This window comes from Streptomyces sp. NPDC085481 (assembly GCF_044541845.1).
In the GTDB taxonomy this organism is placed as follows: domain Bacteria; phylum Actinomycetota; class Actinomycetes; order Streptomycetales; family Streptomycetaceae; genus Streptomyces.
The window spans coordinates 117,750-140,679 of record NZ_JBITTJ010000001.1 but is presented as its reverse complement, the minus strand read 5'-3'; the positions used below and the strand labels follow the sequence as shown (position 1 = coordinate 140,679).

General features: G+C 72.0%; 22 protein-coding genes. 13 read left to right on the top strand and 9 right to left on the bottom strand.

What is annotated here, in order from left to right:
• Positions 1-57 precede the first annotated feature (57 nt).
• The gene (gene secG, locus ACIGEZ_RS00705; protein ID WP_399824343.1) at positions 58-288 is read left to right on the top strand and encodes a preprotein translocase subunit SecG; all 231 of its coding nucleotides are present in this window, start codon (positions 58-60) and stop codon (positions 286-288) included.
• A 77-nt stretch (positions 289-365) separates the two neighbouring features.
• The gene (locus ACIGEZ_RS00700) at positions 366-701 is read left to right on the top strand and encodes an RNA polymerase-binding protein RbpA (RefSeq protein ID WP_003957010.1); all 336 of its coding nucleotides are present in this window, start codon (positions 366-368) and stop codon (positions 699-701) included.
• Between the two features lie 98 nt (positions 702-799).
• Here the strand turns inward: ACIGEZ_RS00700 and ACIGEZ_RS00695 are convergent, their stop codons facing one another.
• Positions 800-1,636, bottom strand: coding sequence for a MurR/RpiR family transcriptional regulator (locus ACIGEZ_RS00695; RefSeq protein ID WP_399824342.1), 837 nt, complete (start codon positions 1,634-1,636; stop codon positions 800-802).
• A gap of 62 nt (positions 1,637-1,698) precedes the next feature.
• On the opposite strand from ACIGEZ_RS00695, the gene ACIGEZ_RS00690 reads away from it, so the two are divergent.
• From ACIGEZ_RS00690 to ACIGEZ_RS00670, 5 genes are all read left to right on the top strand, one after another.
• On the top strand, positions 1,699-2,619 hold the full coding sequence (locus ACIGEZ_RS00690) for an N-acetylglucosamine kinase (protein WP_399824340.1): 921 nt from the start codon (positions 1,699-1,701) through the stop codon (positions 2,617-2,619).
• A 115-nt stretch (positions 2,620-2,734) separates the two neighbouring features.
• Positions 2,735-3,499: a sugar isomerase domain-containing protein gene (locus tag ACIGEZ_RS00685; protein ID WP_399824339.1), complete on the top strand. Its 765-nt coding sequence runs from the start codon at positions 2,735-2,737 to the stop codon at positions 3,497-3,499.
• A gap of 75 nt (positions 3,500-3,574) precedes the next feature.
• Positions 3,575-5,239 carry a glucose-6-phosphate isomerase gene (pgi, locus tag ACIGEZ_RS00680; protein ID WP_399824337.1) on the top strand — a complete coding sequence of 555 codons (1,665 nt, stop codon included), beginning with the start codon at positions 3,575-3,577 and terminating at the stop codon, positions 5,237-5,239.
• A gap of 4 nt (positions 5,240-5,243) precedes the next feature.
• Positions 5,244-5,744, top strand: a complete 501-nt coding sequence (locus ACIGEZ_RS00675; RefSeq protein WP_399824336.1) for a PH domain-containing protein — start codon at positions 5,244-5,246, stop codon at positions 5,742-5,744.
• Complete coding sequence (locus ACIGEZ_RS00670) at positions 5,741-7,369, top strand: PH domain-containing protein (RefSeq protein WP_399824334.1); 1,629 nt, start codon at positions 5,741-5,743, stop codon at positions 7,367-7,369. Before ACIGEZ_RS00675 ends, ACIGEZ_RS00670 begins: the two co-directional genes overlap by 4 nt.
• Positions 7,370-7,391: 22 nt before the next feature.
• Here ACIGEZ_RS00670 and pgl read toward each other — a convergent pair whose 3' ends face one another.
• From pgl to tkt, 5 genes are read right to left on the bottom strand one after another with little or no spacing between them, the layout of a single operon-like run.
• Positions 7,392-8,174, bottom strand: coding sequence for a 6-phosphogluconolactonase (gene pgl / locus ACIGEZ_RS00665; protein ID WP_399824333.1), 783 nt, complete (start codon positions 8,172-8,174; stop codon positions 7,392-7,394).
• Entirely contained in the window at positions 8,171-9,205 is a 1,035-nt protein-coding gene (gene opcA / locus ACIGEZ_RS00660) for a glucose-6-phosphate dehydrogenase assembly protein OpcA (RefSeq protein WP_399824331.1), read from the bottom strand. The genes pgl and opcA overlap by 4 nt, the downstream gene beginning before the upstream one ends.
• Positions 9,202-10,734: a glucose-6-phosphate dehydrogenase gene (gene zwf, locus ACIGEZ_RS00655; RefSeq protein ID WP_399824329.1), complete on the bottom strand. Its 1,533-nt coding sequence runs from the start codon at positions 10,732-10,734 to the stop codon at positions 9,202-9,204. Before zwf ends, opcA begins: the two co-directional genes overlap by 4 nt.
• A gap of 5 nt (positions 10,735-10,739) precedes the next feature.
• Positions 10,740-11,858: a transaldolase gene (gene tal / locus ACIGEZ_RS00650; RefSeq protein WP_399824327.1), complete on the bottom strand. Its 1,119-nt coding sequence runs from the start codon at positions 11,856-11,858 to the stop codon at positions 10,740-10,742.
• Between the two features lie 36 nt (positions 11,859-11,894).
• Positions 11,895-13,979: a transketolase gene (gene tkt, locus ACIGEZ_RS00645; protein ID WP_399824326.1), complete on the bottom strand. Its 2,085-nt coding sequence runs from the start codon at positions 13,977-13,979 to the stop codon at positions 11,895-11,897.
• 332 nt (positions 13,980-14,311) lie between these two features.
• Here tkt and ACIGEZ_RS00640 point away from each other — a divergent pair, with 332 nt between their 5' ends.
• The 3 genes from ACIGEZ_RS00640 (at position 14,312) to ACIGEZ_RS00630 (ending at position 16,886) form a co-directional block, all read left to right on the top strand.
• Positions 14,312-15,265, top strand: a complete 954-nt coding sequence (locus tag ACIGEZ_RS00640) for a heme o synthase (protein WP_399824324.1) — start codon at positions 14,312-14,314, stop codon at positions 15,263-15,265.
• A 116-nt stretch (positions 15,266-15,381) separates the two neighbouring features.
• Complete coding sequence (locus tag ACIGEZ_RS00635; RefSeq protein ID WP_399824323.1) at positions 15,382-15,717, top strand: hypothetical protein; 336 nt, start codon at positions 15,382-15,384, stop codon at positions 15,715-15,717.
• Positions 15,718-15,806: 89 nt separating this feature from the next.
• Positions 15,807-16,886, top strand: a complete 1,080-nt coding sequence (locus ACIGEZ_RS00630) for an amidohydrolase (protein WP_399824322.1) — start codon at positions 15,807-15,809, stop codon at positions 16,884-16,886.
• Positions 16,887-16,919: 33 nt separating this feature from the next.
• Here the strand turns inward: ACIGEZ_RS00630 and ACIGEZ_RS00625 are convergent, their stop codons facing one another.
• The 3 genes from ACIGEZ_RS00625 to ACIGEZ_RS00615 form a co-directional block, all read right to left on the bottom strand.
• The gene (locus tag ACIGEZ_RS00625) at positions 16,920-17,888 is read right to left on the bottom strand and encodes a heme A synthase (RefSeq protein ID WP_399824320.1); all 969 of its coding nucleotides are present in this window, start codon (positions 17,886-17,888) and stop codon (positions 16,920-16,922) included.
• An 87-nt stretch (positions 17,889-17,975) separates the two neighbouring features.
• Entirely contained in the window at positions 17,976-18,743 is a 768-nt protein-coding gene (locus ACIGEZ_RS00620) for an ABC transporter permease (RefSeq protein WP_399824319.1), read from the bottom strand.
• Complete coding sequence (locus tag ACIGEZ_RS00615; protein WP_399824317.1) at positions 18,740-19,675, bottom strand: ABC transporter ATP-binding protein; 936 nt, start codon at positions 19,673-19,675, stop codon at positions 18,740-18,742. Before ACIGEZ_RS00615 ends, ACIGEZ_RS00620 begins: the two co-directional genes overlap by 4 nt.
• A gap of 111 nt (positions 19,676-19,786) precedes the next feature.
• On the opposite strand from ACIGEZ_RS00615, the gene ACIGEZ_RS00610 reads away from it, so the two are divergent.
• The 3 genes from ACIGEZ_RS00610 to sufB all read left to right on the top strand — a co-directional run bounded on the left by ACIGEZ_RS00610 (position 19,787) and on the right by sufB (position 22,852).
• Positions 19,787-20,596, top strand: a complete 810-nt coding sequence (locus ACIGEZ_RS00610) for a DUF72 domain-containing protein (RefSeq protein ID WP_399824316.1) — start codon at positions 19,787-19,789, stop codon at positions 20,594-20,596.
• Between the two features lie 103 nt (positions 20,597-20,699).
• Entirely contained in the window at positions 20,700-21,440 is a 741-nt protein-coding gene (locus ACIGEZ_RS00605; protein WP_399824315.1) for a helix-turn-helix transcriptional regulator, read from the top strand.
• On the top strand, positions 21,437-22,852 hold the full coding sequence (gene sufB / locus ACIGEZ_RS00600) for a Fe-S cluster assembly protein SufB (RefSeq protein ID WP_399824313.1): 1,416 nt from the start codon (positions 21,437-21,439) through the stop codon (positions 22,850-22,852). Before ACIGEZ_RS00605 ends, sufB begins: the two co-directional genes overlap by 4 nt.
• Positions 22,853-22,930 lie beyond the last annotated feature (78 nt).

The following is a 22,930-nucleotide window of genomic DNA, read 5'->3' as shown; positions in this document are numbered from 1 at the left end:
GGTACCCTGTCCGGCCCCCGTCCGTATAAGTCCGAGGAAGTTGGTCCAGCCGTGGTTATGGGGTTCTCGATCGCCCTGATCGTCTTCAGTGCGCTGCTGATGCTGCTCGTGCTGATGCACAAGGGGAAGGGCGGCGGCCTCTCCGACATGTTCGGTGGCGGAATGCAGTCGTCCGTCGGTGGTTCCTCGGTCGCCGAGCGCAACCTCGACCGCATCACCCTCGTGGTCGGTGTGCTGTGGTTCGCGAGCATTGTCGTACTTGGTCTGCTGATGAAGTTGGACGGGTAACTCCAATCACTGGACGCGCGTTGGGCCTTACGTAGACTGGGGCATCTTCGAGCACCATCACGCAGGGAGTTACGACCGTGGCAAGTGGCAACGCGATCCGGGGAAGCCGGGTCGGAGCGGGGCCGATGGGGGAGGCCGAGCGGGGCGAGTCGGCACCGCGCCTCCGCATCTCCTTCTGGTGCTCGAACGGGCACGAGACGCAGCCGAGCTTCGCCAGTGACGCACAGGTTCCGGACACCTGGGACTGCCCGCGCTGTGGTTTCCCGGCCGGCCAGGACCGGGACAACCCGCCGGACCCCCCGCGCACCGAGCCGTACAAGACGCACCTCGCGTACGTGCGCGAGCGGCGCAGCGACGCGGACGGCGAGGCGATCCTCGCCGAGGCGCTGGCCAAGCTCCGCGGCGAGATCTGAGCGTGGTGTGACGATGTGACGGACGGGCCCTGCCCGCGAACCGAGTTCGCGGACAGGGCCCGTCCGCGTCTCACCGTCTACACCGTCTGACCTGCGTCTCACCTGCGGTGGTCGGCCGCGATGTGCGCGGTGGCCGCGAGGGCGGCGCTGGCACGCGAGAAGGTCAGCTGTGCCACGCGCGCGTAGAGACAGTCCAGGATCAGCAGGACCGAGTGGCGGGTGCCGAAGCCGCCGTGCCGGAAGCCGGTCTCCGCGGAGGTCGACGTGAGGTGGACACCGGCCGCCTTCGCCGCGGCGGAACGCGGGTCGCCGGTGACGGCGATGGTGGCCGCGCCCCGCTCGGCGGCGAGCCGCAGCGGAGCGAGCACCTCCCGGGTGGCACCCGAGTGGGACAGGGCGACGACCGCGTCCCCCGCCGTCAGCAGGGCCGCCGAGGTCTCCGCCGCGTGCACCTCGGTCCAGGCACGGGCCTCGCAGCCGATACCGAAGAGCCGGGCCTGGGTCTCCAGCGCCAGCACGCCCGAGGTGCCGACCCCGTACACGTCGATCCTGCGCGCCTGGGCGAGGGCGCGGGCGGCCCGCTCCAGGGCGTCGAGGTCGAGTTGTCCGGCGGTGGCGCGCAGGGCCCCCAGATCGGCCTGGGCGACGGCGGCCACGACCTGGTCGAGGGGGTCGTCGGGGCCGATGTCCGGACCGAGGGGGCGGGTCTCGGCGTTCCGCTCCTGCGCCAGGGCGAGTTGCAGGTCCCGGTACCACTGGAGACCGAGGGCCTGCCAGAAGCGGGTCACCGTGGCCTGAGAGGTCCCGGTCTCCTGTCCCAGTTCGGCGGCGGAGAGTCGGGTGACCCGGCCGGGGTTCTCCAGGACCCAGACGCCGACCTTGCGCAAGGATCCCGACATCCGGGGGAGTTCGGAGCGGATCCGTGCGGTGATCATACGAAGTGCCTTCCGGCGCGGGTCTTGTGGTCCGGTGAATCTATCAACCAGCATGCGGGCTGATGGACGAATCCGGGATTCAGTACGTGGTGGGCATCGACGCCGGCGGTACGCGGACCAGGGCACGGCTCGCCGAGGCGGCGACCGGCCGGGTCCGCGGCGAGGGCGCGGGCGGCCCGGGCAACGCGCTGAGCGTGCCCGCGGAGGAGCTCGTACGGCACCTGGCCGAGGCGCTGCGCGGGGCGCTGCCGCCGGGTGGCGGGGGACAGGTCGCGGCGGTGGTGGCCGGCTTCGCGGGCGGCGGGCCGGGCGGCGGGTGCGAGCGGGCGCAGGCGGCGCTCGCGGCGGCGTTGGCCGAGGTCGGGGTGGTGCGGCCGGCGCGCGTCGAGGTCCGTGGCGACGCCGAGGTGGCCTTCGCGGCCGGGCCCGGCACCCCTGCCGACGGGCTCGTCCTCATCGCCGGCACGGGCGCGGCCGGTGCGCGGGTGGCGGGGCGCCGCATGGTGCGCGCCGTGGACGGGGACGGCTGGCTGCTCGGCGACGCCGGCAGCGGCTTCTGGCTGGGGCGCGAGGCGCTGCGGGCGGTGCTGCGGGCACTGGACGGGCGGGGGCCGGGGACGGCCCTCGCGGGTCCGGTGGGGGAGCTGTGCGGGGGCCTGACGAAGGAGCGCGTCGTCGGGTACGCGTACGCCGCGCACCCGGTCCGGCTGGCGCGGCTGAGCCCCCTGGTGGTGGACGCGGCCGCCGCCGGCGACGCGGTCGCCGCGACCCTGCTGGACCGGGCCGCCGAGGAACTGGCGGCCACGGTACGGGCGTTGGCGCCCCGGCCGGGCGAGCCCCTGGTGGTGACGGGCGGGCTGCTCGGGCCCGGCGGGCCCCTCCTGGCCCGACTGGCCGCGCTCGTCGAGGAGCCGGGCCTGACCCCCTGTCCCGTACCCGACGGCCTGGCGGGGGCGGTGGCCCTGGCCCGGCTGTCGCTCTGACGTCGTCGCGCCCCCGGTGTGGGCATGGGCCCCCTTGACGCGCTCCGCGCCCTGCTGGTTCATTGAACCGGCCAGGATCGCCACACTCGGTTTGCCCAACCAGAGGAGTCCCGTCATGGCCCAACCCGCCCCCACCTCCGCCCGGTTCGCCGACCACGCCCGCCACGCCCTCGAGCAGGCCGTCGCCGCCAACAAGGACTCCGTGCCCCTCGCCGCGCGCCTCTTCGCCGACTGTGTGGCCGCCGACGGGGTGATCCACGCCTTCGGGACCGGGCACTCGCAGGCCGCCGCCCTCGAAGTGGCCGGGCGGGCCGGGGGGTTCGTACCGACCAGCCGGATCGCGCTGGCGGACCTCGTGCTGCGGGGTGGTGAGGATCCCGCGATCCTCGACGATCCGCTGCTCGAGCGCTCCCCGGGGCTCGCCGACCGGCTCTACGCGCTCGCCACACCCCGCCCGCAGGACCTGTTCGTCATCATCTCCAACTCCGGCGTCAACAACGCGATCGTCGACCTCGCGCTCAAGGTCACCGGCGCCGGGCACTCCCTCGTCGCGCTCACCTCCCTGGAGCACACCCACGCCGTCCCCGCCCTCCACGCGAGCGGCAGGCGGCTCGCCGACCTCGCCGACGCCGTGCTCGACAACTGCGCCCCGGCCGGCGACGCCGTCCTCCCGCTCCCCGACGGCGGCGCGCTGTGCGGCATCTCCACGTTCACCTCCTCCCTGCTCGTCCAGATGGTCGTCGCCGACGCCGTCGCCCTGCTGCTCACCGAGGGCCACGAACCGCCCGTCTACGTCTCCGCCAACCTCCCCGGCGGCCATGAGCGCAACGCCCTCCTCGAAGCCCGCTACGCGGGACGGCTGCACCGTGGCGGACACTGAAGGCTTTCGCACAACGGATCAATTAGGTTGGGAGGTGCAGCGGGACACACACGCAGTAAGACGAGGAAATGGGCGATGTCCGAGATGACGAACGAAGGCCGCACCAGGCTCAACCGGCTGCCCGAGTGGGCGGCCCTCGGCAAGCACCGTGAGCAGCTGGGCGACACCCACCTGCGCGAGCTGTTCGCCGCCGACCCCGAGCGCGGCACCGGGTACACGCTGCGCCTCGGCGACCTGTATCTGGACTACTCCAAGCACCTGGTGACGGACGAGACCCTGGCGCTGCTGCGCGACCTGGCCGCCGCGACCGGCGTCGCCGAGCTGCGCGACGCCATGTTCCGCGGCGAGAAGATCAACACCACCGAGCAACGGGCGGTCCTGCACACCGCGCTGCGCGCCCCGCGCGGCGCCGTGGTCGAGGTCGACGGCGAGAACGTCGTGCCCGCCGTCCACGCCGTGCTCGACAAGATGGCCGCCTTCGCCGACCGGGTCCGCGCGGGCGAGTGGACCGGCCACACCGGCAGGCCGATCAAGAACATCGTCAACATCGGCATCGGCGGCTCCGACCTCGGCCCGGCCATGGCCTACGACGTCCTGCGCTCCTTCACCCAGCGCGATCTGACGTTCCGTTTCGTCTCCAACGTCGACGGCGCCGACCTGCACGAGGCCGTCCGCGACCTCGACGCGGCCGAGACCCTCTTCATCGTCGCCTCGAAGACCTTCACCACCATCGAGACGATCACCAACGCCACCTCCGCCCGCAACTGGCTCCTCACCGGGCTGCAGGCCGGCCAGGAAGCCGTCGCCAAGCACTTCGTGGCCCTGTCGACCAATGCCGAGAAGGTCGAGGAATTCGGCATCGACACCACGAACATGTTCGAGTTCTGGGACTGGGTCGGCGGCCGCTACTCCTACGACTCCGCCATCGGCCTCTCCCTGATGATCGCCATCGGACCGCGGCACTTCCGCGAGATGCTCGACGGCTTCCACCTCGTCGACGAGCACTTCCGCACCGCCCCGGCAGAGGACAACGTGCCGCTGCTCCTCGGCCTCCTCGGCATCTGGTACGGCGCGTTCTTCGACGCGCAGTCGCACGCCGTGCTGCCGTACTCGCACTACCTGTCGAAGTTCACCGCGTACCTCCAGCAGCTCGACATGGAGTCCAACGGCAAGTCCGTCGACCGCGAGGGCCGGCCCGTCGACTGGCAGACCGGGCCCGTCGTCTGGGGCACCCCCGGCACCAACGGCCAGCACGCGTACTACCAGTTGATCCACCAGGGCACCAAGGTCATCCCGGCCGACTTCATCGGCTTCGCCCGGCCCGTCACCGACCTGCTGCCCGGCCTGGTCGCCCAGCACGACCTGCTCATGGCCAACTTCTTCGCCCAGACCCAGGCCCTTGCCTTCGGCAAGACGCCCGAGGAGGTACGGGCCGAGGGCGTGCCCGAGGAGCTCGTCCCGCACAAGACCTTCCAGGGCAACCACCCCACCACCACGATCCTGGCCGACGCGCTCACCCCCTCCGTCCTCGGCCAGCTCGTCGCCCTCTACGAGCACAAGGTCTTCGTCCAGGGCGCCGTCTGGAACATCGACTCCTTCGACCAGTGGGGCGTCGAACTCGGCAAGGTCCTCGCCAAGAGGATCGAGCCGGTCCTCACCGGGGGCGAGGGCGGCGAGCGCCTCGACAGCTCCACCGCCGGGCTCGTCGCCGCCTACCGCACGCTGCGCGACCGGAGCTGACGGGATGACGGGGGAGAACGCGGTACGGCTGCGCCCGCCCAGGAACGCCGTGGACGGGCGGGCCGTCGTCTGGTGGCGGGTCCGGCTCCTGGTCACCACCGCCGTGCCGGTGGCCGTGCTCGCCGCGCTCGGCGCGCTCGTCGGACCGGCCAGGACCTGGCTGTTCGCCGCCGCCGCGGCCGTGGCGGTCCTCGGGCTCGCCTGCACCGCGTTCTTCCCCGCCTGGTGGTTCCGGGTGCACCGCTGGGAGGTCACCGAGGACGCCGTGTACGTCCGTACCGGCGCCCTCTGGCAGGAGTGGCGGATCGCCCCCATGTCCCGGATCCAGACCGTCGACACCGAACGCGGCCCGCTGGAGCAGACGTTCCGGCTCGCCACCGTGACGGTCACCACGGCCTCCTCCAAGGGGGCGCTGCGGATCGAGGGCCTCGACCACCAGCTCGCCGCCGAGCTCGCCGAGCGGCTCACCGCGATCACCCGGGCCACCCCCGGGGACGCCACATGAGCGCCGACGCCGGTACGGGCGGCCCGGACGCCGCTACGGACGGCCCGGACGCCGGCAGGGACGGCCCGGGCGAGGAGTGGCGACGGCTCGCCCCCGGCACCGTCCTCGCGGCCGCCGCCGTCCTGTGCGGCATCGCCGGTGGCGCCGCGCTCCCCGCCACCCTCAGCCTCTCCTCCGGCTCACGCCCCCTGTGGCAGGCCGTCGCGTGGGTCCTCGCCGGCGCCGTGCTGCTCATCGGCGGCGGCACCGCCGCCGACTGGATCCGGCTGCGCCGCACCCGCTACCGCGTCGGCGGCGAACGGGTCGACCTCCACACCGGGCTCCTCGTCGTCAAGCGCCGCTCCCTGGCCCGCGAGCGGATCCGCAGCGTCGACCTCACCGCCAACCCGCTCGAACGCCTCCTCGGCCTGGTCAAGGTCAGGATCGGCACCGGCGAGCACACCGACGGCGAGTCCACCCTCGAACTCGACCTGGTCACCCGCGCCGAGGGCGAACACCTCCGCCGCACCCTGCTCGCCCGCCCCGCCGGTTCCGTGGACGACCCGGCCCACGACGGCGTCCTCGCCACCCTCGACCCGCGCTGGATCCGCTACGCCCCCGTCTCCTTCGTCGCCCCGCTGCTCGGCGGCGCGGCCGCCGGGGCCGTCATGCAGGTCAGCGACTGGTTCGGCGCCCAGGACGAGGTCATCCACTGGATAGGCGACCGCTTCGAGGACGTCTCCCTGCCCTGGATGATCGTCGACCTGGTGCTGCTCGCCACCGCCGCAGGCGCGATCGGCGCCCTCGGCCTGTGGGTCGAGATGTGGGCCGACTACCGCCTGGAGCGCGAGCCGGGCGGCACCCTGAGGGTCCGCCGCGGCCTGCTCACCGCCCGCTCGATCTCGCTGGAGGAGCGGCGCCTGCGCGGCGTCGAACTCGTCGAACCCCTCGGCGTACGGCTCTTCCACGCCGCCCGCGTCGACGCCGTCGCCACCGGTCTCGCCCAGGACGACGACGACCAGCACGCCGACCTCAAGAACCTGCTGCCGCCCGCGCCCCGCGCCGTCGCCGACCGGGTCGCCGCCCAGGTCCTGCGCGAGGCGGAGCCGCCCACCCGCGCCCCGCTCGCCGCCCACCCCCGCGCCGCCCGCACCCGGCGGCTGCGCCGGGCGCTATGGACCGCCCTCGGCCCCGCCGCCGTCCTCGCCCTGCTCGGGTCCTGGCTCACCCCCGTGCTCGGCTACCTCGCGGGCGGCCTCGCCGTCGTCCTCACCCCGGTCGCGCTGCTCCTCGCCCTCGACGCCTACCGCAACCTCGGACACGGCGTCAGCGGCGGCTACCTGGTCACCCGTTCGGGCACCGTGCGCCGCTCCACGGTCGCCCTGCAGCGCGCCGGAGTCATCGGCTGGACCGTCAAGCAGTCCTGGTTCCAGCGCCGCGCGGGCCTGCTCACCCTGAGCGCGACCACCGCCGCCGGAGAAGGCGCGTACGACGTGCACGACGCGGGCGAGAGCCAGGGCCTGACCTTCGCCGCCGAGGCCGTACCCGATCTCCTCGCGCCCTTCCTCGAGTCCGTGACGACACCGCAGCCGCCCGAGGAGCCGAAGGCCCCGGACACGCCGAAGGCCCGGTCCACCAGCGGGTGAACCGGGCCTCGACGACTCAGCCTCAGGCCGAGGCCGGCGGATACAGACTCCGCGGCAGCTCGGACGCCGCCGCCGCGTCGAGCAGCCACAGCGTGCGCGCCCGCCCGTAGGCGCCCGCCGCCGGGGCCTGCACCTCGCCTGCGCCGGACAGCGCGATGGCCGCGGCCTTCGCCTTGTCCCCGCCCGCCGCGAGCAGCCAGACCTCCTTCGCGGCCCGGATCGCCGGCAGCGTCAGCGAGATCCGGGTCGGCGGCGGCTTCGGCGCGCCGTGCACGCCCACCACCGTCCGCTCGGTCTCGCGGACCGCCGGAAGCTCCGGGAACAGCGAGGCCACATGGGTGTCCGGGCCGACGCCCAGCATCAGCACGTCGAAGGTCGGCACCCCGCCGTGGTCACCGGGACCCGCGGCCGCCGCGAGCTCCGCCGCGTACGCCGCCGCGGCGGCCTCGACGTCGTTGCCGTACGGGCCGTCCGAGGCCGGCATCGCGTGCACCCGTGCCGGGTCCAGCGGGACGCTGTCGAGCAGCGCCTCGCGGGCCTGGGTGACGTTGCGCTCCGGGTCCCCGTCGGGCAGATACCGCTCGTCGCCCCACCACAGGTCGAGCCGCGACCAGTCGACCGCGTCCCGCGCGGGCGCCGCACTCAGGGCCGCGAGCAGCCCGTTGCCGTTGCGGCCGCCGGTCAGCACCACCGAGGCGGAGCCCCGGGCGGCCTGGGCGTCCACGATCTTCGTGATCAGCCGGGCCGCCGCGGCCTCGGCCATCAGCTCCTTGTCGCGGTGGACGACGAGCTGCGGGGTGCTCACTTGGCCGCCGCCTTCTTGGCCGGGGCCTTCTTCGCCGCCGGCTTGGCCGCCGGAGCCGCGGCCCCGGGTGCCTCCTCGACGGTGACGGGGGCGGTGGTCGCCGCGTCCTCGTCGAGCCGCTCCAGACCGAACTTCAGCGCCGAGGCGTAGGTGTCGTCCGGGTCGAGCCGGCGCAGCTCCTCCGCGATCAGCTCGGCCGTGTCCCGGCGCTTGAGCGCCACGGCACGGTCCGGCTGTCCCTGGATGGAGAGCGTCGCGAGCGAGCCGTCCGGCCGGTCGAGCACGATCGGACCGGTGGTGGTCTGCATGCGTACGGAGGTGAGGCCCGGCCCCGCGGACTTCGCGCGCCGCACCGGCACCGCGAGCCGCTCGGCCAGCCACATCGCGAGCAGTTCGACGCTCGGGTTGAACTCCTCGCCCTCCACCTCGGCCGAGGTGACCTCGCACTCGACCTGGTCGAGCGCGGCGGCCAGCATCGAGCGCCACGGCGTGATCCGGGTCCACGACAGGTCCGTGTCGCCCGGGGTGTAGGTGTCCGCGCGCGCGGTCAGCTCCTGGATGGGCTGCTCGGCGGCGTACGTGTCGGTCACACGGCGCTGGGCGAGCGCGCCCAGCGGGTCGTTCGCCGGGTCGGTCGGCGCGTTGACCGCCCACCAGACGACGACGGGCGCGTCCGGCAGCAGCAGCGGCAGCACCACCGACTGGGCGTGGTCGACGACCTCGCCGTACAGCCGGAGCACGACCGTCTCGCCGGTGCTGGCGTCGGCGCCGAGGCGGACCTCGGCGTCGAGCCGCGCCTTGGCGCGGTCCCGCGGGGAGCGCGAGACCCGCTTGATGACGACGAGGGTCCGCGAGGGGTGCTCGCGGGACGCCTCGTTGGCCGCCTTGAGCGCGTCGTAGGCGTTCTCCTCGTCGGTGACGATGACGAGGGTGAGCACCATGCCGACGGCCGGGGTGCCGATGGCCCGCCGCCCGAGCACCAGCGCCTTGTTGATCTTGGAGGACGTGGTGTCCGTCAGGTCGGTCTTCATGGCCGGCGCCAGCTCCGTCCGTCTCGTGCGAGCATCTCGTCCGCCTCGACCGGACCCCAGGTCCCGGACTGGTACTGCGCGGGCTTGCCGTGCTTGTCCCAGAACTGCTCGATGGGGTCGAGGATCTTCCAGGACAGCTCGACCTCCTCGACCCGCGGGAAGAGGTTGGAGTCGCCGAGCAGGACGTCGAGGATGAGCCGCTCGTAGGCCTCGGGGCTGGACTCGGTGAAGGACTCGCCGTAGGCGAAGTCCATCGACACGTCCCGGACCTCCATCTGCGTGCCCGGCACCTTGGAGCCGAACCGCACGGTGACGCCCTCGTCCGGCTGGACGCGGATGACGAGCGCGTTCTGGCCGAGCTCCTCCGTCGCCGTCTGGTCGAAGGGGGAGTGCGGGGCGCGCTGGAAGACCACCGCGATCTCGGTGACGCGGCGGCCGAGCCGCTTGCCCGTCCGCAGGTAGAAGGGGACGCCCGCCCAGCGGCGGTTGTCGATCTCCACCTTGATGGCCGCGAAGGTGTCGGTCTTCGACTGCGGGTCGATGCCGTCTTCCTGCAGGTAGCCGACGGCCTTCCCGCCGCCCTGCCAGCCGGCCGCGTACTGGCCGCGGACGGTGGACTTGGCCAGGTCCTTCGGCAGCTTCACCGCGCCGAGCACCTTGGTCTTCTCGGCCGCGAGGGCGTCGGCGTCGAAGGAGGCGGGCTCCTCCATCGCGGTCAGCGCGAGCAGCTGGAGGAGGTGGTTCTGGATGACGTCACGGGCGGCACCGATGCCGTCGTAGTAGCCGGCGCGGCCGCCGATGCCGATGTCCTCGGCCATGGTGATCTGCACGTGGTCGACGTACGACCGGTTCCAGATCGGCTCGAAGAGGGTGTTGGCGAACCGGAGCGCCAGGATGTTCTGGACGGTCTCCTTGCCGAGGTAGTGGTCGATCCGGAAGACCGCGTCCGGCGGGAAGACCTCGTGGACGACCTCGTTGAGCTCCTTGGCGGAGGCCAGGTCGTGGCCGAAGGGCTTCTCGATGACCGCGCGGCGCCAGGAGTTGTTCTTCTGGTCGGCCAGGCCGTGCTTCTTGAGCTGCTGGACGACCAGGGGGAAGAACTTCGGCGGCACGGAGAGGTAGAAGGCGAAGTTGCCGCCCGTCCCCTGCGCCTTGTCCAGCTCCTCGATGGTGGTCTTCAGCTGGTCGAAGGCGTCGTCGTCGTCGAAGTCGCCCTGGACGAAGCGCATCCCCTGGATCAGCTGGTGCCACACCTCCTCGCGGAACGGCGTGCGCGCGTGCTGCTTGACGGCCTCGTAGACCTCCTGCGCGAAGTCCTCGTCCTGCCATTCGCGGCGGGCGAAGCCGACGAGCGAGAAGCCCGGCGGGAGCAGACCCCGGTTGGCGAGGTCGTAGACGGCGGGCATCAGCTTCTTACGGGACAAATCGCCCGTGACACCGAAGATCACCAGACCCGACGGCCCCGCGATACGCGGGAGCCGTCGGTCTGCGGCGTCACGGAGCGGGTTGGCTCCGGTGACTGCGCTCAAGGTGATTACGCCTCCGAAGGTGTGCGGCGGGCGAGCTCCGCCTCGGTCGACTTGAGCAGGTCGTTCCAGGACGCCTCGAACTTGTCGACGCCCTCGTCCTCCAGGACCTGGACGACGTCGTCGTACGAGATGCCGAGCTTCGCCACCGCGTCGAGCACCGCACGGGACTCGTCGTAGGTGCCGCGGATGGTGTCGCCGGTGATCCGGCCGTGGTCGGCGGTGGCCTCCAGGGTGGCCTCCGGCATGGTGTTGACCGTGCCCGGGGCGACCAGGTCGTCCACGTACAGGGTGTCCTTGTACGCCGGGTCCTTCACGCCGGTCGAGGCCCACAGCGGACGCTGCTTGTTGGCCTGCGCCTTGTCGAGGGCGGCCCAGCGCTCGGAGCCGAAGACCTCCTCGTAGGCCTCGTACGCCAGACGCGCGTTGGCCAGGGCGGACTTGCCCTTGAGGCCCTTGGCCTCGTCGGTGCCGATGACGTCCAGGCGCTTGTCGATCTCGGTGTCCACGCGGGACACGAAGAAGGACGCCACCGAGTGGATCTTCGACAGGTCCAGGCCGCGCTCGCGGGCCTTCTCCAGGCCGGCCAGGTAGGCGTCCATGACCGCGCGGTAGCGCTCGAGCGAGAAGATCAGCGTCACGTTGACGCTGATGCCGAGGCCGATGACCTCGGTGATCGCCGGCAGACCCGCCTTGGTGGCCGGGATCTTGATGAGGGTGTTGGGCCGGTCCACCAGCCAGGCCAGCTGCTTGGCCTCGGCGATGGTCGGCGCCGTCTCGTGGGCCAGCCGCGGGTCGACCTCGATGGACACCCGGCCGTCCTGGCCGTCGGTCGCGTCGAAGACGGGACGCAGGATGTCGGCGGCGTCCCTCACGTCAGCCGTCGTGATCATGCGGATGGCCTCGTCCACGGTCACCTTGCGGGTGGCGAGGTCGACGAGCTGCTGCTCGTAACCGTCACCCGAGGAGATGGCCTTCTGGAAGATGGACGGGTTGGTGGTCACACCGACCACATGGCTCTGGTCGATGAGCTCGGCCAGGTTGCCGGACGTGATCCGCTTGCGCGAGAGGTCGTCCAGCCAGATCGCGACGCCTTCGTCGGAGAGGCGCTTGAGAGCGTCTGTCATGAGAGTTGCATCTCCATTAAGTCGTACGTATGCGCGTCAGCGCGCGACGGCGTCCAGGGATTCCCGCGCGGCGGCGACGACCGCCTCCGGCGTGAACCCGAACTCACGGAACAGGACCTTGGCGTCGGCCGAGGCACCGAAGTGCTCCAGCGACACGATCCGGCCGGCGTCACCGACGTACTTGTGCCAGGTCAGGCCGATACCGGCCTCGACCGCCACGCGTGCCTTGACGGACGGCAGCAGAACGGCGTCCTTGTACGCCTGGTCCTGCTCCTCGAACCACTCCACCGACGGCATCGAGACCACACGGGTCGGGACGCCGGCGGCCTGCAGCTGCTCACGGGCCTCGACGGCCAGGTGCACCTCGGAACCGGTCGCGATCAGCACGACCTGAGCGTCGCCGTCGGCGTCGAACAGCACGTAGCCGCCCTTGGCCGCGTCCTCGTTCGGCGCGTAGGTCGGCACACCCTGGCGGGTCAGGGCCAGACCGTGCGGGGCGCCCTTGCCGAAGACCTTGGTGTGCCGCTGCATGATCTCGCGCCAGGCGATCGCCGTCTCGTTGGCGTCGGCCGGGCGGACCACGTTCAGACCCGGGATCGCACGCAGCGAGGCCAGGTGCTCCACCGGCTGGTGGGTCGGGCCGTCCTCGCCGAGACCGATCGAGTCGTGCGTCCACACGTACGTCACCGGCAGGTGCATCAGCGCGGACAGGCGCACGGCGTTGCGCATGTAGTCGGAGAACACCAGGAAGGTGCCGCCGTAGACACGGGTGTTGCCGTGCAGGGCGATGCCGTTCATCTCCGCGGCCATGGAGTGCTCGCGGATGCCGAAGTGGATCGTCCGGCCGTACGGGTCCGCCTCGGGCAGCGGGTTGCCCTCCGGGAGGAAGGAGGACGTCTTGTCGATCGTGGTGTTGTTGGAGCCGGCGAGGTCGGCCGAACCGCCCCACAGCTCCGGGATCACCGCGCCGAGCGCCTGCAGGACCTTGCCGGAAGCGGCACGCGTCGCGACGCCCTGGCCCGCCTCGAAGACCGGGATCTTCTCGGCCCAGCCGGCCGGCAGCTCGTTGGCCTGGATGCGGTCGAACTCGGCCGCCCGCTCCGGGTTGGCGGTACGCCACGCGGCCAGCGACTTCTCCCACTCGGCGCGGGCCTCGCGGCCGCGGTCGCCCAGCGAGCGGGTGTGGCCGATGACCTCGTCGGTGACCTCGAAGGTCCGCTCCGGGTCGAAGCCCAGGACGCGCTTGGTGGCCGCGACCTCCTCGTCGCCCAGCGCCGAGCCGTGCGCGGCCTCGGTGTTCTGGGCGTTCGGCGCCGGCCAGGCGATGATCGAGCGCATCGCGATGAACGAGGGGCGCTCGGTCTCGGCCTCGGCGGCCTTGATCGCCGCGTACAGGGCGGCCGGGTCCAGGTCGCCGTTGGCCTGCGCCTCGACGCGCTGGACGTGCCAGCCGTACGCCTCGTACCGCTTCATCGTGTCCTCGGACACGGCGGTCTCGGTGTCGCCCTCGATCGAGATGTGGTTGTCGTCCCACAGCAGGGTCAGGTTGCCGAGCTTCTGGTGCCCGGCGAGCGAGGAGGCCTCGGCGGAGATGCCCTCCTGGAGGCAGCCGTCGCCGGCGATCACGTAGACGTGGTGATCGAAGGGAGAGGTGCCCGGGGCGGCGTCCGGGTCGAACAGACCGCGCTCGTAGCGGGCGGCCATCGCCATGCCCACCGCGTTCGCGACACCCTGGCCCAGCGGACCCGTGGTCGTCTCGACGCCCGCGGTGTGCCCGTACTCCGGGTGGCCCGGGGTCTTCGAGCCCCAGGTGCGGAACGCCTTCAGGTCGTCGAGCTCGAGACCGAAGCCGCCCAGGTACAGCTGGGTGTACAGGGTCAGGGACGAGTGCCCGGCGGAGAGCACGAAGCGGTCGCGGCCCACCCACTCCGGGTCGGCGGGGTCGTGCCGCATCACCTTCTGGAAGAGGGTGTACGCGGCGGGCGCGAGGCTCATGGCCGTTCCGGGATGGCCGTTGCCGACCTTCTGTACGGCGTCGGCGGCCAGGATGCGGGCGGTGTCCACGGCCCGCTGGTCCAGTTCGGTCCACTCGAGGTCTGTGGTCGTCGGCTTAGTGCTCACCCTGAGTCAGGGCTCCTCTCCGCATGTCTTGAGCCGGTGACTGAGGGTGTCCCGGCGATGTCGAGCCTACCCCCGGAATTCGCCCCTCTTTTCGTGTCCATGCCCCTCATATGAGCGCACACGGCAAGACTGCCGGTGGCCGGGGCGGTTCGCCTCCCGAGGCGCGGCCGACGCGGTGTCCATCCCTTGGGACGCACCGCCGGGTGAGGCCCGCCAACACGACCCCACCCCCGCGAAGATCGGCGTATGGGCAACGTCTACAGTGGCGTGGTACGCGCAAGTCTTCACCCCGTCTTCATCCGGGGAGCTTGCTGGGAAATTCTCTGTCAGGGGTGTGCGTGACGGCCGTCGAGTCCCGACCCGCAGGGGTCGTCTTGACTCCCAGCCCGGGGGGCCATCGGCCGTTCGGGGCCCGCGTCAAGGCATTCGTGGCGCTGACCAAGCCGCGGATCATCGAGCTGCTGCTCATCACCACCGTTCCGGTGATGTTCCTCGCCGAACAGGGCGTGCCCGACCTGTGGCTGGTCCTCGCCACCTGCCTCGGCGGCTACCTGTCCGCGGGCGGCGCCAACGCGCTGAACATGTACATCGACCGCGACATCGACGCGCTGATGGACCGCACGTCCCAGCGCCCGCTGGTCACCGGCATGGTCTCGCCGCGCGAGGGCCTCGTCTTCGGCCTCACCCTCGCGGTGGTCTCCACGCTCTGGTTCGGCTTCCTCGTCAACTGGCTCTCCGCCTGGCTCTCGCTCGGCGCGCTGCTCTTCTACGTCGTGGTCTACACGATGCTCCTCAAGCGGCGCACCACCCAGAACATCGTCTGGGGCGGCATCGCCGGCTGCCTGCCGGTGCTCATCGGCTGGTCGGCCGTGACGAACTCGATGTCCTGGGCCGCCGTCATCCTCTTCCTGGTCATCTTCTTCTGGACGCCGCCGCACTACTGGCCGCTGTCGATGAAGGTGAAGGAGGACTACGCGCGCGTCGGCGTGCCCATGCTCCCGGTCGTCGCCTCCAACAAGGTCGTCGCCAAGCAGATCGTGGCCTACAGCTGGGTGATGGTGGCGGTCTCCCTGCTGCTCACCCCGCTGGGCTACACCGGCTGGTTCTACACCGCGGTCGCGCTGGCCACCGGCGGCTGGTGGCTGTGGGAGGCGCACGGGCTCCTGAACCGCGCCAAGGCCGGCGCGACGGGCGCCAAGCTCAAGGAGATGCGCCTCTTCCACTGGTCCATCACCTATGTGTCGCTGCTCTTCGTGGCGGTCGCGGTGGATCCCTTCCTGCGCTAGCCCCTCCCGGACACGGAGCTAGCCCCTCCCGAATCCCGGCGACGGCCGGGGCACGTGGCCCACACCACGTGCCCCGGCCGTCGCCACATGATCTACCCGCGAGTAGCATCTTTTTCATGGCAGACACGAAGCAGGCGGACACGCAGCGGGGCGAGCGCAAGGCGGCCCGGCTCGCCAAGCAGATCAAGGCGTTCGCCGCGCAGCACGGCGGCGCCGAGGGGCAGCTCGCCCACATCGGCCAGGCGGGCACCCGGATCGTCCTCGTGGGCGAGGACGGCGGCTGGGGCGACCTGGTGGCCCCCACGTACGCGGTCGCGCAGGCGGCCGCCGAGCGGGCCGGGCTGACCCTCCACGAGGAGTTCGACGGCGAGTTCGCCGCCAAGGTCGTCACCGGCCCGTACGAGTGGACCCGTATGGCGGGCATCCAGATCGGTGGCCCGGCCAACGCCTGAGCCCTTACGACAGGGGTGCCCGAGGCAACAACCTCACGCGGGGCTCACCCGTTAGGAGGGGTGAAGCCCGTCCACACGTGGGAGCCCCGATGATCGACACTCCGAGCCTGGTGGACCAGTACTGCCACGGGGTGCTCCGTACGGAGCTCGGCCTCGGCACCTTCGAGACGCATCTCGCCCCGACAGCCGCCCCGCCCGCGGCCGGCACCACCTTCTTCGACACCCAGACCGGCTTCGCGGTACGCCGCTGGTGCCCGCCGCTCCTCGGCCTCGAACCGCACTGCCCGCCCGCCCGCTACCTCGCCCGGCGCCGCGAACTCGGCGTCGTCGAGTCCCACCGGCGGCTGCTGCGGGCCTCCGGCATCGCCACCTACCTCGTCGACACCGGACCGCACGGCGACCTGACCGGACCCGCCGAACTGGCCGCCGCGGGCGCGGCCGCCGCGCACGAGATCGTCCGCCTGGAACCCCTCGCCCAGCAGGTCGCCGACACCTCCGGCACCGTCGAGGCCTTCCTGGCCAACCTCGCCGAGGCCGTGCACGGGGCCGCCACCGTCGCCGTCGCCTTCACCTCCGTCGCGGGGGCGCGCGGCGGGCTCACGGCCGCGCCGGAGCCGCCCTGGCCCGGCGAGGTACGCGGGGCGGCCGGGCGCTGGCTGGCCCGGCGCAGTGCGGGCGGAGCCCTGGACGACCCCGTCCTGCTGCGCCATCTGCTGTGGATCGCGGTCGGCTCGGGGCGGCCGCTCCAGCTGCACGTGGGGGAGCGGGACCCCGGCGACCTGGCCGGGTTCGCGGCGGCCACCGGGGGCCTGGGCGCGGACCTGGTGCTGCTGCCCGACTATCCGTACCACCGCCAGGCCGCGCGGCTCGCCGGCCACTTCCCGCACGTCCACACGGACCTCGGCCCCGTCGTGGCCCGCACGGGGGCCAGGGCGGCGGCCGTGCTCGCCGAGTTCCTGGAGCTCGCGCCCTTCGGCAAGCTGCTGTTCTCCAGCGGCGCCCGGGCCCTGCCCGAGCTGCACGTGGTCGCCGCGAGCGTCTTCCGCGGCGCGCTCGACCGGGTGCTCGGCGAGTGGGTCGGCGACGGTGCCTGGTCCCGTACGGACGCGCAGCGGGTCGCCGACATGATCGCGGCGGGGAACGCGCGGCGGGTGTACCGGCTGGGGTAGCACCCGGTGGCCCTCGGAGCTACGGGCGGACCCCTAGGCGGCTGCCAGCTCCGCGTCCGGCTGGGACGGGATCTCCGGCGGGCTCAGCGGCCGCTCGCGCAGGCTCAGGGCGAGCCGCAGGACCGCGATCCACATCAGCGAGGAGCCGAGCATGTGCGCGGCGACCAGGAGCTCGGGGACGCCGGTGAAGTACTGGACGTAGCCGATGCCGCCCTGCGCGGTCAGCACGATCAGCAGGTCGCGGGCGCGGGCCCGGGTGTCGTCGGGGGCGTCCACCACGCGCAGGACCAGCCACATGGCGAGCGCGAGCGCGCAGACGACCCAGGCGGCGATGGCGTGGAGGTGGGCGGCGGCGGTCCAGTCCCACGGCATGCGCGGGACCTCGCTGCTGTCGCCGGCGTGCTTGCCGGCGCCCGTCACCGTCGTACCGAGCGCGATGAGCAGCCCGGAGCCGATGACGATCGCCCAGGACAGCTTGCGCACCGGGCCCGGGACCCGCGGCTTCGCGCTCGTGTCGCCCTCGCCGGTGCGGTGCCAGGTGACGACCGCCACCGTGAGCAGCGCGTTCGCGGCGAGGAAGTGACCGGCCACGGTCCACGGGTTGAGGCCCATCCACACCGTGATGCCGCCGATGACGGCGTTGCTCATCACGATCCAGAACTGGGCCCAGCCGAGCCGGGTCAGCCCGCGCCGGCGGGGCTTGAGGGAGCGCGCGGCGATGATCGTCCAGCCGACCGCGGCCGACAGGACGTACGTCAGCATGCGGTTGCCGAACTCGATCAGGCCGCGGTAGCCCTGCTCGGGCGTGACGATCAGGCTGTCGTCCGTGCACTTGGGCCAGGTGTCGCAGCCGAGACCGGAGCCGGTCAGCCGGACCGCGCCACCCGTGACGATGATGATCACGCTCATCACGACGGCGGTGAGCGCAGCGCGCCGGAGCGTCCGGGGGGACGGCGTCCAGCGCTGGGCGATGAAGGCGAGGGGGGTCTGCACGGCCACCATCGTAGGCGGGGGCTTGTGCACGCTTTCACGAGGGGGTGGGTACGGGGCGAGTCGTCCCGGTACGTCACCCGGCGACCAGGGCGTGTGCTACTCCCAGCGGAAGAACCTGGCCGCCGCCCCGAGCCCGAGCAGCGCCCAGACCGCGAGGATCAGCGCGTCGCCCCACGGCATCGCCGCACCGCCCTGCAGCACCCCCCGCAGCCCGTCGGAGAGCGCCGAGATCGGCAGCAGCTCAAGGGCCGAGCGGGCCGCCTCCGGGAACCTGTCCAGCGGCACGATCACCCCGCCGCCCACCAGGAGCAGCAGGAAGACCAGGTTCGCCGCGGCCAGCGTCGCCTCCGCCTTGAGCGTGCCCGCCATGAGCAGGCCGAGCCCGGAGAAGGCGGCGGTGCCGAGCACGAGCAGGCCGAGCACCGAGACCGGGTCGCCCTGCGGGGACCAGCCGAGCGCCAGCGCGATCACCGTCAGGAGGGCGATCTGCAGCACCTCGGTGACCAGCACGGACAGCGTCTTGGCGGTCATCAGCGCCCAGCGCGGCAGCGGTGAGGCGCCGAGCCGCTTCAGGACCCCGTAGCGGCGCTCGAAGCCGGTCGCGATGGCCTGCCCGGTGAAGGCGGTCGACATCACCGCGAGCGCGAGCACGCCCGGGGCGAGGAAGTCGACGGCCCTGTCCGCGCCCGTGTCGACGATGTCCACCGTCGAGAAGAGCACGAGCAGGAGGGAGGGGATGATCACGGTGAGCAGCAGCTGCTCGCCGTTGCGCAGCAGCATCCGGGTCTCCAGCGCCGTCTGCGCGGCGATCATCCGGCCGACGGGCGCGGCCCCCGGCTTCGGCGCGTACGTACCCGTGCTCATCCGCGCAGCTCCTTGCCGGTCAGCTCCAGAAAGACGTCTTCGAGGGTGTGGCGCTCGACCGAGATCCGGTCGGGCATCACGCCGTGCTGCGCGCACCAGCTGGTGACGGTGGCGAGCAGCTGCGGGCCGACCGTGCCGGTCAGCCGGTACGTGCCCGGCGTCGGCTCCGCGGCGGCGGTGCCGTCCGGCAGGGCCTTCAGGAGCGAGCCGAGGTCGAGGCCGGGACGGCCGGTGAAGCGCAGGGTGTTCTCGGCGCCGCCGCGGCACAGCTGCTCGGGGCTGCCCTGGGCGGCGACCCGCCCCGCGTCGACGATGGCGACGTCGTCGGCGAGCTCCTCCGCCTCGTTCATGAAGTGGGTGGTCAGCACGACCGTCACCCCGTCGGCGCGCAGCTCGCGGACCAGGTCCCAGGTGGCGCGGCGGGCCTGCGGGTCGAGTCCGGCGGTCGGCTCGTCGAGGAAGACGAGCTCGGGGCGGCCCACGACGGCCATGGCGAGCGACAGGCGCTGCTGCTGGCCGCCGGAGAGCCGGCGGTAGGTGGTGCGGCCGCAGGAACCGAGGCCGAGGCGCTCGATCAGGGCGTCCACGTCCAGCGGGTGGGCGTGCAGCTTCGCCGTGTGGCGCAGCATCTCGTCGGCGCGGGCGCCGGAGTACACGCCGCCGGACTGGAGCATCACTCCGATCCGGGGCCGCAGGGCGGCGGCGTCGGCGACCGGGTCGAGGCCGAGGACGCGTACGGTGCCGGCGTCCGGTCGCCGGTAGCCCTCGCAGCTCTCGATGGTGGTGGTCTTGCCGGCGCCGTTGGGCCCGAGGACGGCCGTGACGGTGCCGGCCCGGACGTCGAGGTCGAGGCCGTCGACGGCGGTCTTCGTCCCGTACCGCTTGACCAGGCCCCGGACCCGGACGGCGTACTCGACGGACTCGTTTCGCATGCCGGGAAGTCTAAGGACCCGCCCGGGCGGCCCGGGCCGCGGCCCCGGATCCGGTCCGGATCCGGCCCCGGGAAGCGGGGTGGACGGTCCGGAATCGGGCAGGGGCACCGTATGCCCGTGTTCATCGGCACGTCCGGATGGCAGTACCGGGACTGGCGCGGCGTTCTCTACCCCGAGGGCGTGCCGCAGCGGCTCTGGCTGGAGGAGTACGCGGGACGGTTCGCGGCCGTCGAGAACAACAACGCCTTCTACCGGCTGCCCGAGCGGGCCACCTTCGCCGAGTGGCGGGAGCGGACACCCGAGGGCTTCGTCATGGCCGTCAAGGCCAGCCGCTACCTCACCCACATCAGGCGCCTCCACGACCCGCAGGAGCCCGTGGCGCGCCTCATGGACCGCGCGGCGGGTCTCGGCGACCGGCTCGGGCCCGTCCTGCTCCAGCTGCCGCCGACGCTGCGCGCCGACGACGCGCTCCTCGACGCGGTGCTCGGATGCTTCCCGGCCGGAGTGCGGGTGGCGGTCGAGCCGCGGCACGAGTCGTGGTGGACGGACCGGACCGCCGGGGTCCTGGCGGACCGGGGCGCCGCGCTGTGCTGGGCGGACCGGGGCTCGCGGCCGGTGACCCCGCTGTGGCGGACGGCGGACTGGGGCTATCTGCGCCTGCACGAGGGCCGGGCGCTGCCGCACCCGCAGTACGGGCGGCAGGCGCTCGCGACCTGGGCGGACCGGCTCGCGGAGACCTGGCGGGACCAGGCGGACGTGTACGTGTTCCTCAACAACGACGCGGGCGGCGCTGCGGTCCGAAACGCGGAAACTTTCATCCGTGTGGTGGAGGCGCTGGGCAGGTCCTCGGTGGCGCCCGCGGGACGGCCCGCGGGGAGGGAAAGCGCTGGTCACCGGCCTGGTGATTCATCCCATGAATGATCGTTTCCGCAGGTCAGGTAAGCCTTACCTGCGTGACGCACGGCACCGCCGGCGGCCCGGACCTCGCTTGTCAGTCCCTGATTAATTACGCAACAATGGCGTTGTGAAAAACGTCGGTGAGGCTCCCACGGAGGAACTCGCGACCGGTGAGCGGTCCACCCGCAACCGGGTCGCGCGCTCCATCCTGGACCACGGCCCCTCGACCGTCGCCGATCTGGCCCAGCGACTCGGCCTCACCCAGGCCGCCGTCCGCCGCCACCTCGACTCGCTGGTCACGGACAACGTCGTGGAGGCGCGCGAGAAGCGGGTCTACGGCGCCCGTACCCGCGGCCGGCCCGCCAAGGTCTTCGCACTGACCGACTGCGGCCGGGACGCCTTCGACCAGTCGTACGACACGCTGGCCGTGGACGCGCTCCGCTGGATCGAGCGGAGCGCCGGCGGAGGGGCCGCAGGCGAGGCGGCCGTCGCCGCCTTCGCCCGCGACCGGATCGAGGCACAGGCCGAGGCCTACCGCAAGGCAGTCGACTCCGCCGACCCCGACCAGCGCACCGAGGCTCTTGCCAAGGCGCTGACCGCCGACGGGTACGCTGCCACTGCGCGGAACGCGCCGGTCGGCGAGCAGCTCTGCCAGCACCACTGCCCGGTCGCCCACGTCGCCGAGCAGTACCCGCAGCTGTGCGAGGCGGAGACGGAGATCTTCTCCCGCCTCCTCGGGACCCACGTCCAGCGCCTGGCCACCATCGCGCATGGTGACGGCGTCTGTACGACGTTCATCCCGCACGGCGCCCCACAGACCACACCACCATCAGCATCCGCAAGTACGGCCGGGAGGAACCCCGCATGACCACCGAGATCAGCCACCCCGAGCTCGAGGGCCTGGGTCGGTACGAGTACGGCTGGGCCGACTCGGACGCGGCAGGTGCCGCCGCCAAGCGAGGACTCTCCGAGGACGTCGTCCGCGACATCTCCGCGAAGAAGAACGAGCCCGAGTGGATGCTGAAGCTGCGGCTCAAGGGCCTGAAGCTGTTCGGCAAGAAGCCCATGCCGACCTGGGGCTCCGACCTGTCCGGCATCGACTTCGACAACATCAAGTACTTCGTGCGGTCCACCGAGAAGCAGGCCGAGTCCTGGGAGGACCTGCCGGAGGACATCAAGAACACGTACGACAAGCTCGGCATCCCCGAGGCGGAGAAGCAGCGCCTCGTCGCCGGTGTCGCCGCGCAGTACGAGTCCGAGGTCGTCTACCACCAGATCCGCGAGGACCTGGAGGAGCAGGGCGTCATCTTCGTCGACACCGACACCGCGCTGAAGGAGCACGAGGAGCTCTTCAAGGAGTACTTCGGCACCGTCATCCCGGTCGGCGACAACAAGTTCGCCTCCCTGAACACCGCCGTCTGGTCCGGCGGATCGTTCATCTACGTGCCGAAGGGCGTGCACGTCGAGATCCCGCTCCAGGCCTACTTCCGTATCAACACGGAGAACATGGGCCAGTTCGAGCGGACGCTGATCGTCGTCGACGAGGACGCCTACGTCCACTACGTCGAGGGCTGCACCGCCCCGATCTACTCCTCGGACTCGCTGCACTCCGCGGTCGTCGAGATCATCGTCAAGAAGGGCGGCCGCTGCCGCTACACGACCATCCAGAACTGGTCGAACAACGTCTACAACCTGGTGACCAAGCGCGCCGTCGCCTACGAGGGCGCCACCATGGAGTGGGTCGACGGCAACATCGGCTCCAAGGTCACCATGAAGTACCCGGCCGTCTACCTGATGGGCGAGCACGCCAAGGGCGAGACCCTCTCCATCGCCTTCGCGGGCGAGGGCCAGCACCAGGACGCCGGCGCCAAGATGGTCCACATGGCCCCGAACACCTCCTCCAACATCGTCTCCAAGTCGGTGGCGCGAGGCGGCGGCCGCACCTCCTACCGCGGTCTCATCGAGATCGGCGAGGGTGCGCCGGGCGCCAAGTCGAACGTGCTGTGCGACGCGCTGCTCGTCGACACGATCTCCCGCTCGGACACGTACCCCTACGTGGACGTCCGCGAGGACGACGTCTCCATGGGCCACGAGGCCACCGTCTCCAAGGTCTCCGAGGACCAGCTCTTCTACCTGATGAGCCGTGGCCTCACCGAGTTCGAGGCGATGGCCATGATCGTCCGCGGCTTCGTCGAGCCCATCGCGAAGGAGCTGCCGATGGAGTACGCGCTGGAGCTCAACCGGCTGATCGAGCTGCAGATGGAAGGCGCGGTCGGCTAAGAGCCCCGCCTCCAGCAGCTAGTGGCCCGCCTCACCGGGCGGGCCTCGGATCGCAATACGTAGGAAGAGAGCAACACG

Excerpts from the sequence above, each read along its gene's own strand:
- secG (WP_399824343.1), top strand. The coding sequence starts at position 58 with ATGGGGTTCTCGATCGCCCTGATCGTCTTCAGTGCGCTGCTGATGCTG.
- ACIGEZ_RS00695 (WP_399824342.1), bottom strand. The coding sequence starts at position 1,636 with ATGATCACCGCACGGATCCGCTCCGAACTCCCCCGGATGTCGGGATCC.
- ACIGEZ_RS00690 (WP_399824340.1), top strand. The coding sequence starts at position 1,699 with ATGGACGAATCCGGGATTCAGTACGTGGTGGGCATCGACGCCGGCGGT.
- ACIGEZ_RS00685 (WP_399824339.1), top strand. The coding sequence starts at position 2,735 with ATGGCCCAACCCGCCCCCACCTCCGCCCGGTTCGCCGACCACGCCCGC.
- pgi (WP_399824337.1), top strand. The coding sequence starts at position 3,575 with ATGTCCGAGATGACGAACGAAGGCCGCACCAGGCTCAACCGGCTGCCC.
- ACIGEZ_RS00675 (WP_399824336.1), top strand. The coding sequence starts at position 5,244 with ATGACGGGGGAGAACGCGGTACGGCTGCGCCCGCCCAGGAACGCCGTG.
- ACIGEZ_RS00670 (WP_399824334.1), top strand. The coding sequence starts at position 5,741 with ATGAGCGCCGACGCCGGTACGGGCGGCCCGGACGCCGCTACGGACGGC.
- opcA (WP_399824331.1), bottom strand. The coding sequence starts at position 9,205 with ATGAAGACCGACCTGACGGACACCACGTCCTCCAAGATCAACAAGGCG.
- tal (WP_399824327.1), bottom strand. The coding sequence starts at position 11,858 with ATGACAGACGCTCTCAAGCGCCTCTCCGACGAAGGCGTCGCGATCTGG.
- ACIGEZ_RS00635 (WP_399824323.1), top strand. The coding sequence starts at position 15,382 with ATGGCAGACACGAAGCAGGCGGACACGCAGCGGGGCGAGCGCAAGGCG.
- ACIGEZ_RS00630 (WP_399824322.1), top strand. The coding sequence starts at position 15,807 with ATGATCGACACTCCGAGCCTGGTGGACCAGTACTGCCACGGGGTGCTC.
- ACIGEZ_RS00625 (WP_399824320.1), bottom strand. The coding sequence starts at position 17,888 with ATGGTGGCCGTGCAGACCCCCCTCGCCTTCATCGCCCAGCGCTGGACG.
- ACIGEZ_RS00620 (WP_399824319.1), bottom strand. The coding sequence starts at position 18,743 with ATGAGCACGGGTACGTACGCGCCGAAGCCGGGGGCCGCGCCCGTCGGC.
- ACIGEZ_RS00615 (WP_399824317.1), bottom strand. The coding sequence starts at position 19,675 with ATGCGAAACGAGTCCGTCGAGTACGCCGTCCGGGTCCGGGGCCTGGTC.
- ACIGEZ_RS00610 (WP_399824316.1), top strand. The coding sequence starts at position 19,787 with ATGCCCGTGTTCATCGGCACGTCCGGATGGCAGTACCGGGACTGGCGC.
- sufB (WP_399824313.1), top strand. The coding sequence starts at position 21,437 with ATGACCACCGAGATCAGCCACCCCGAGCTCGAGGGCCTGGGTCGGTAC.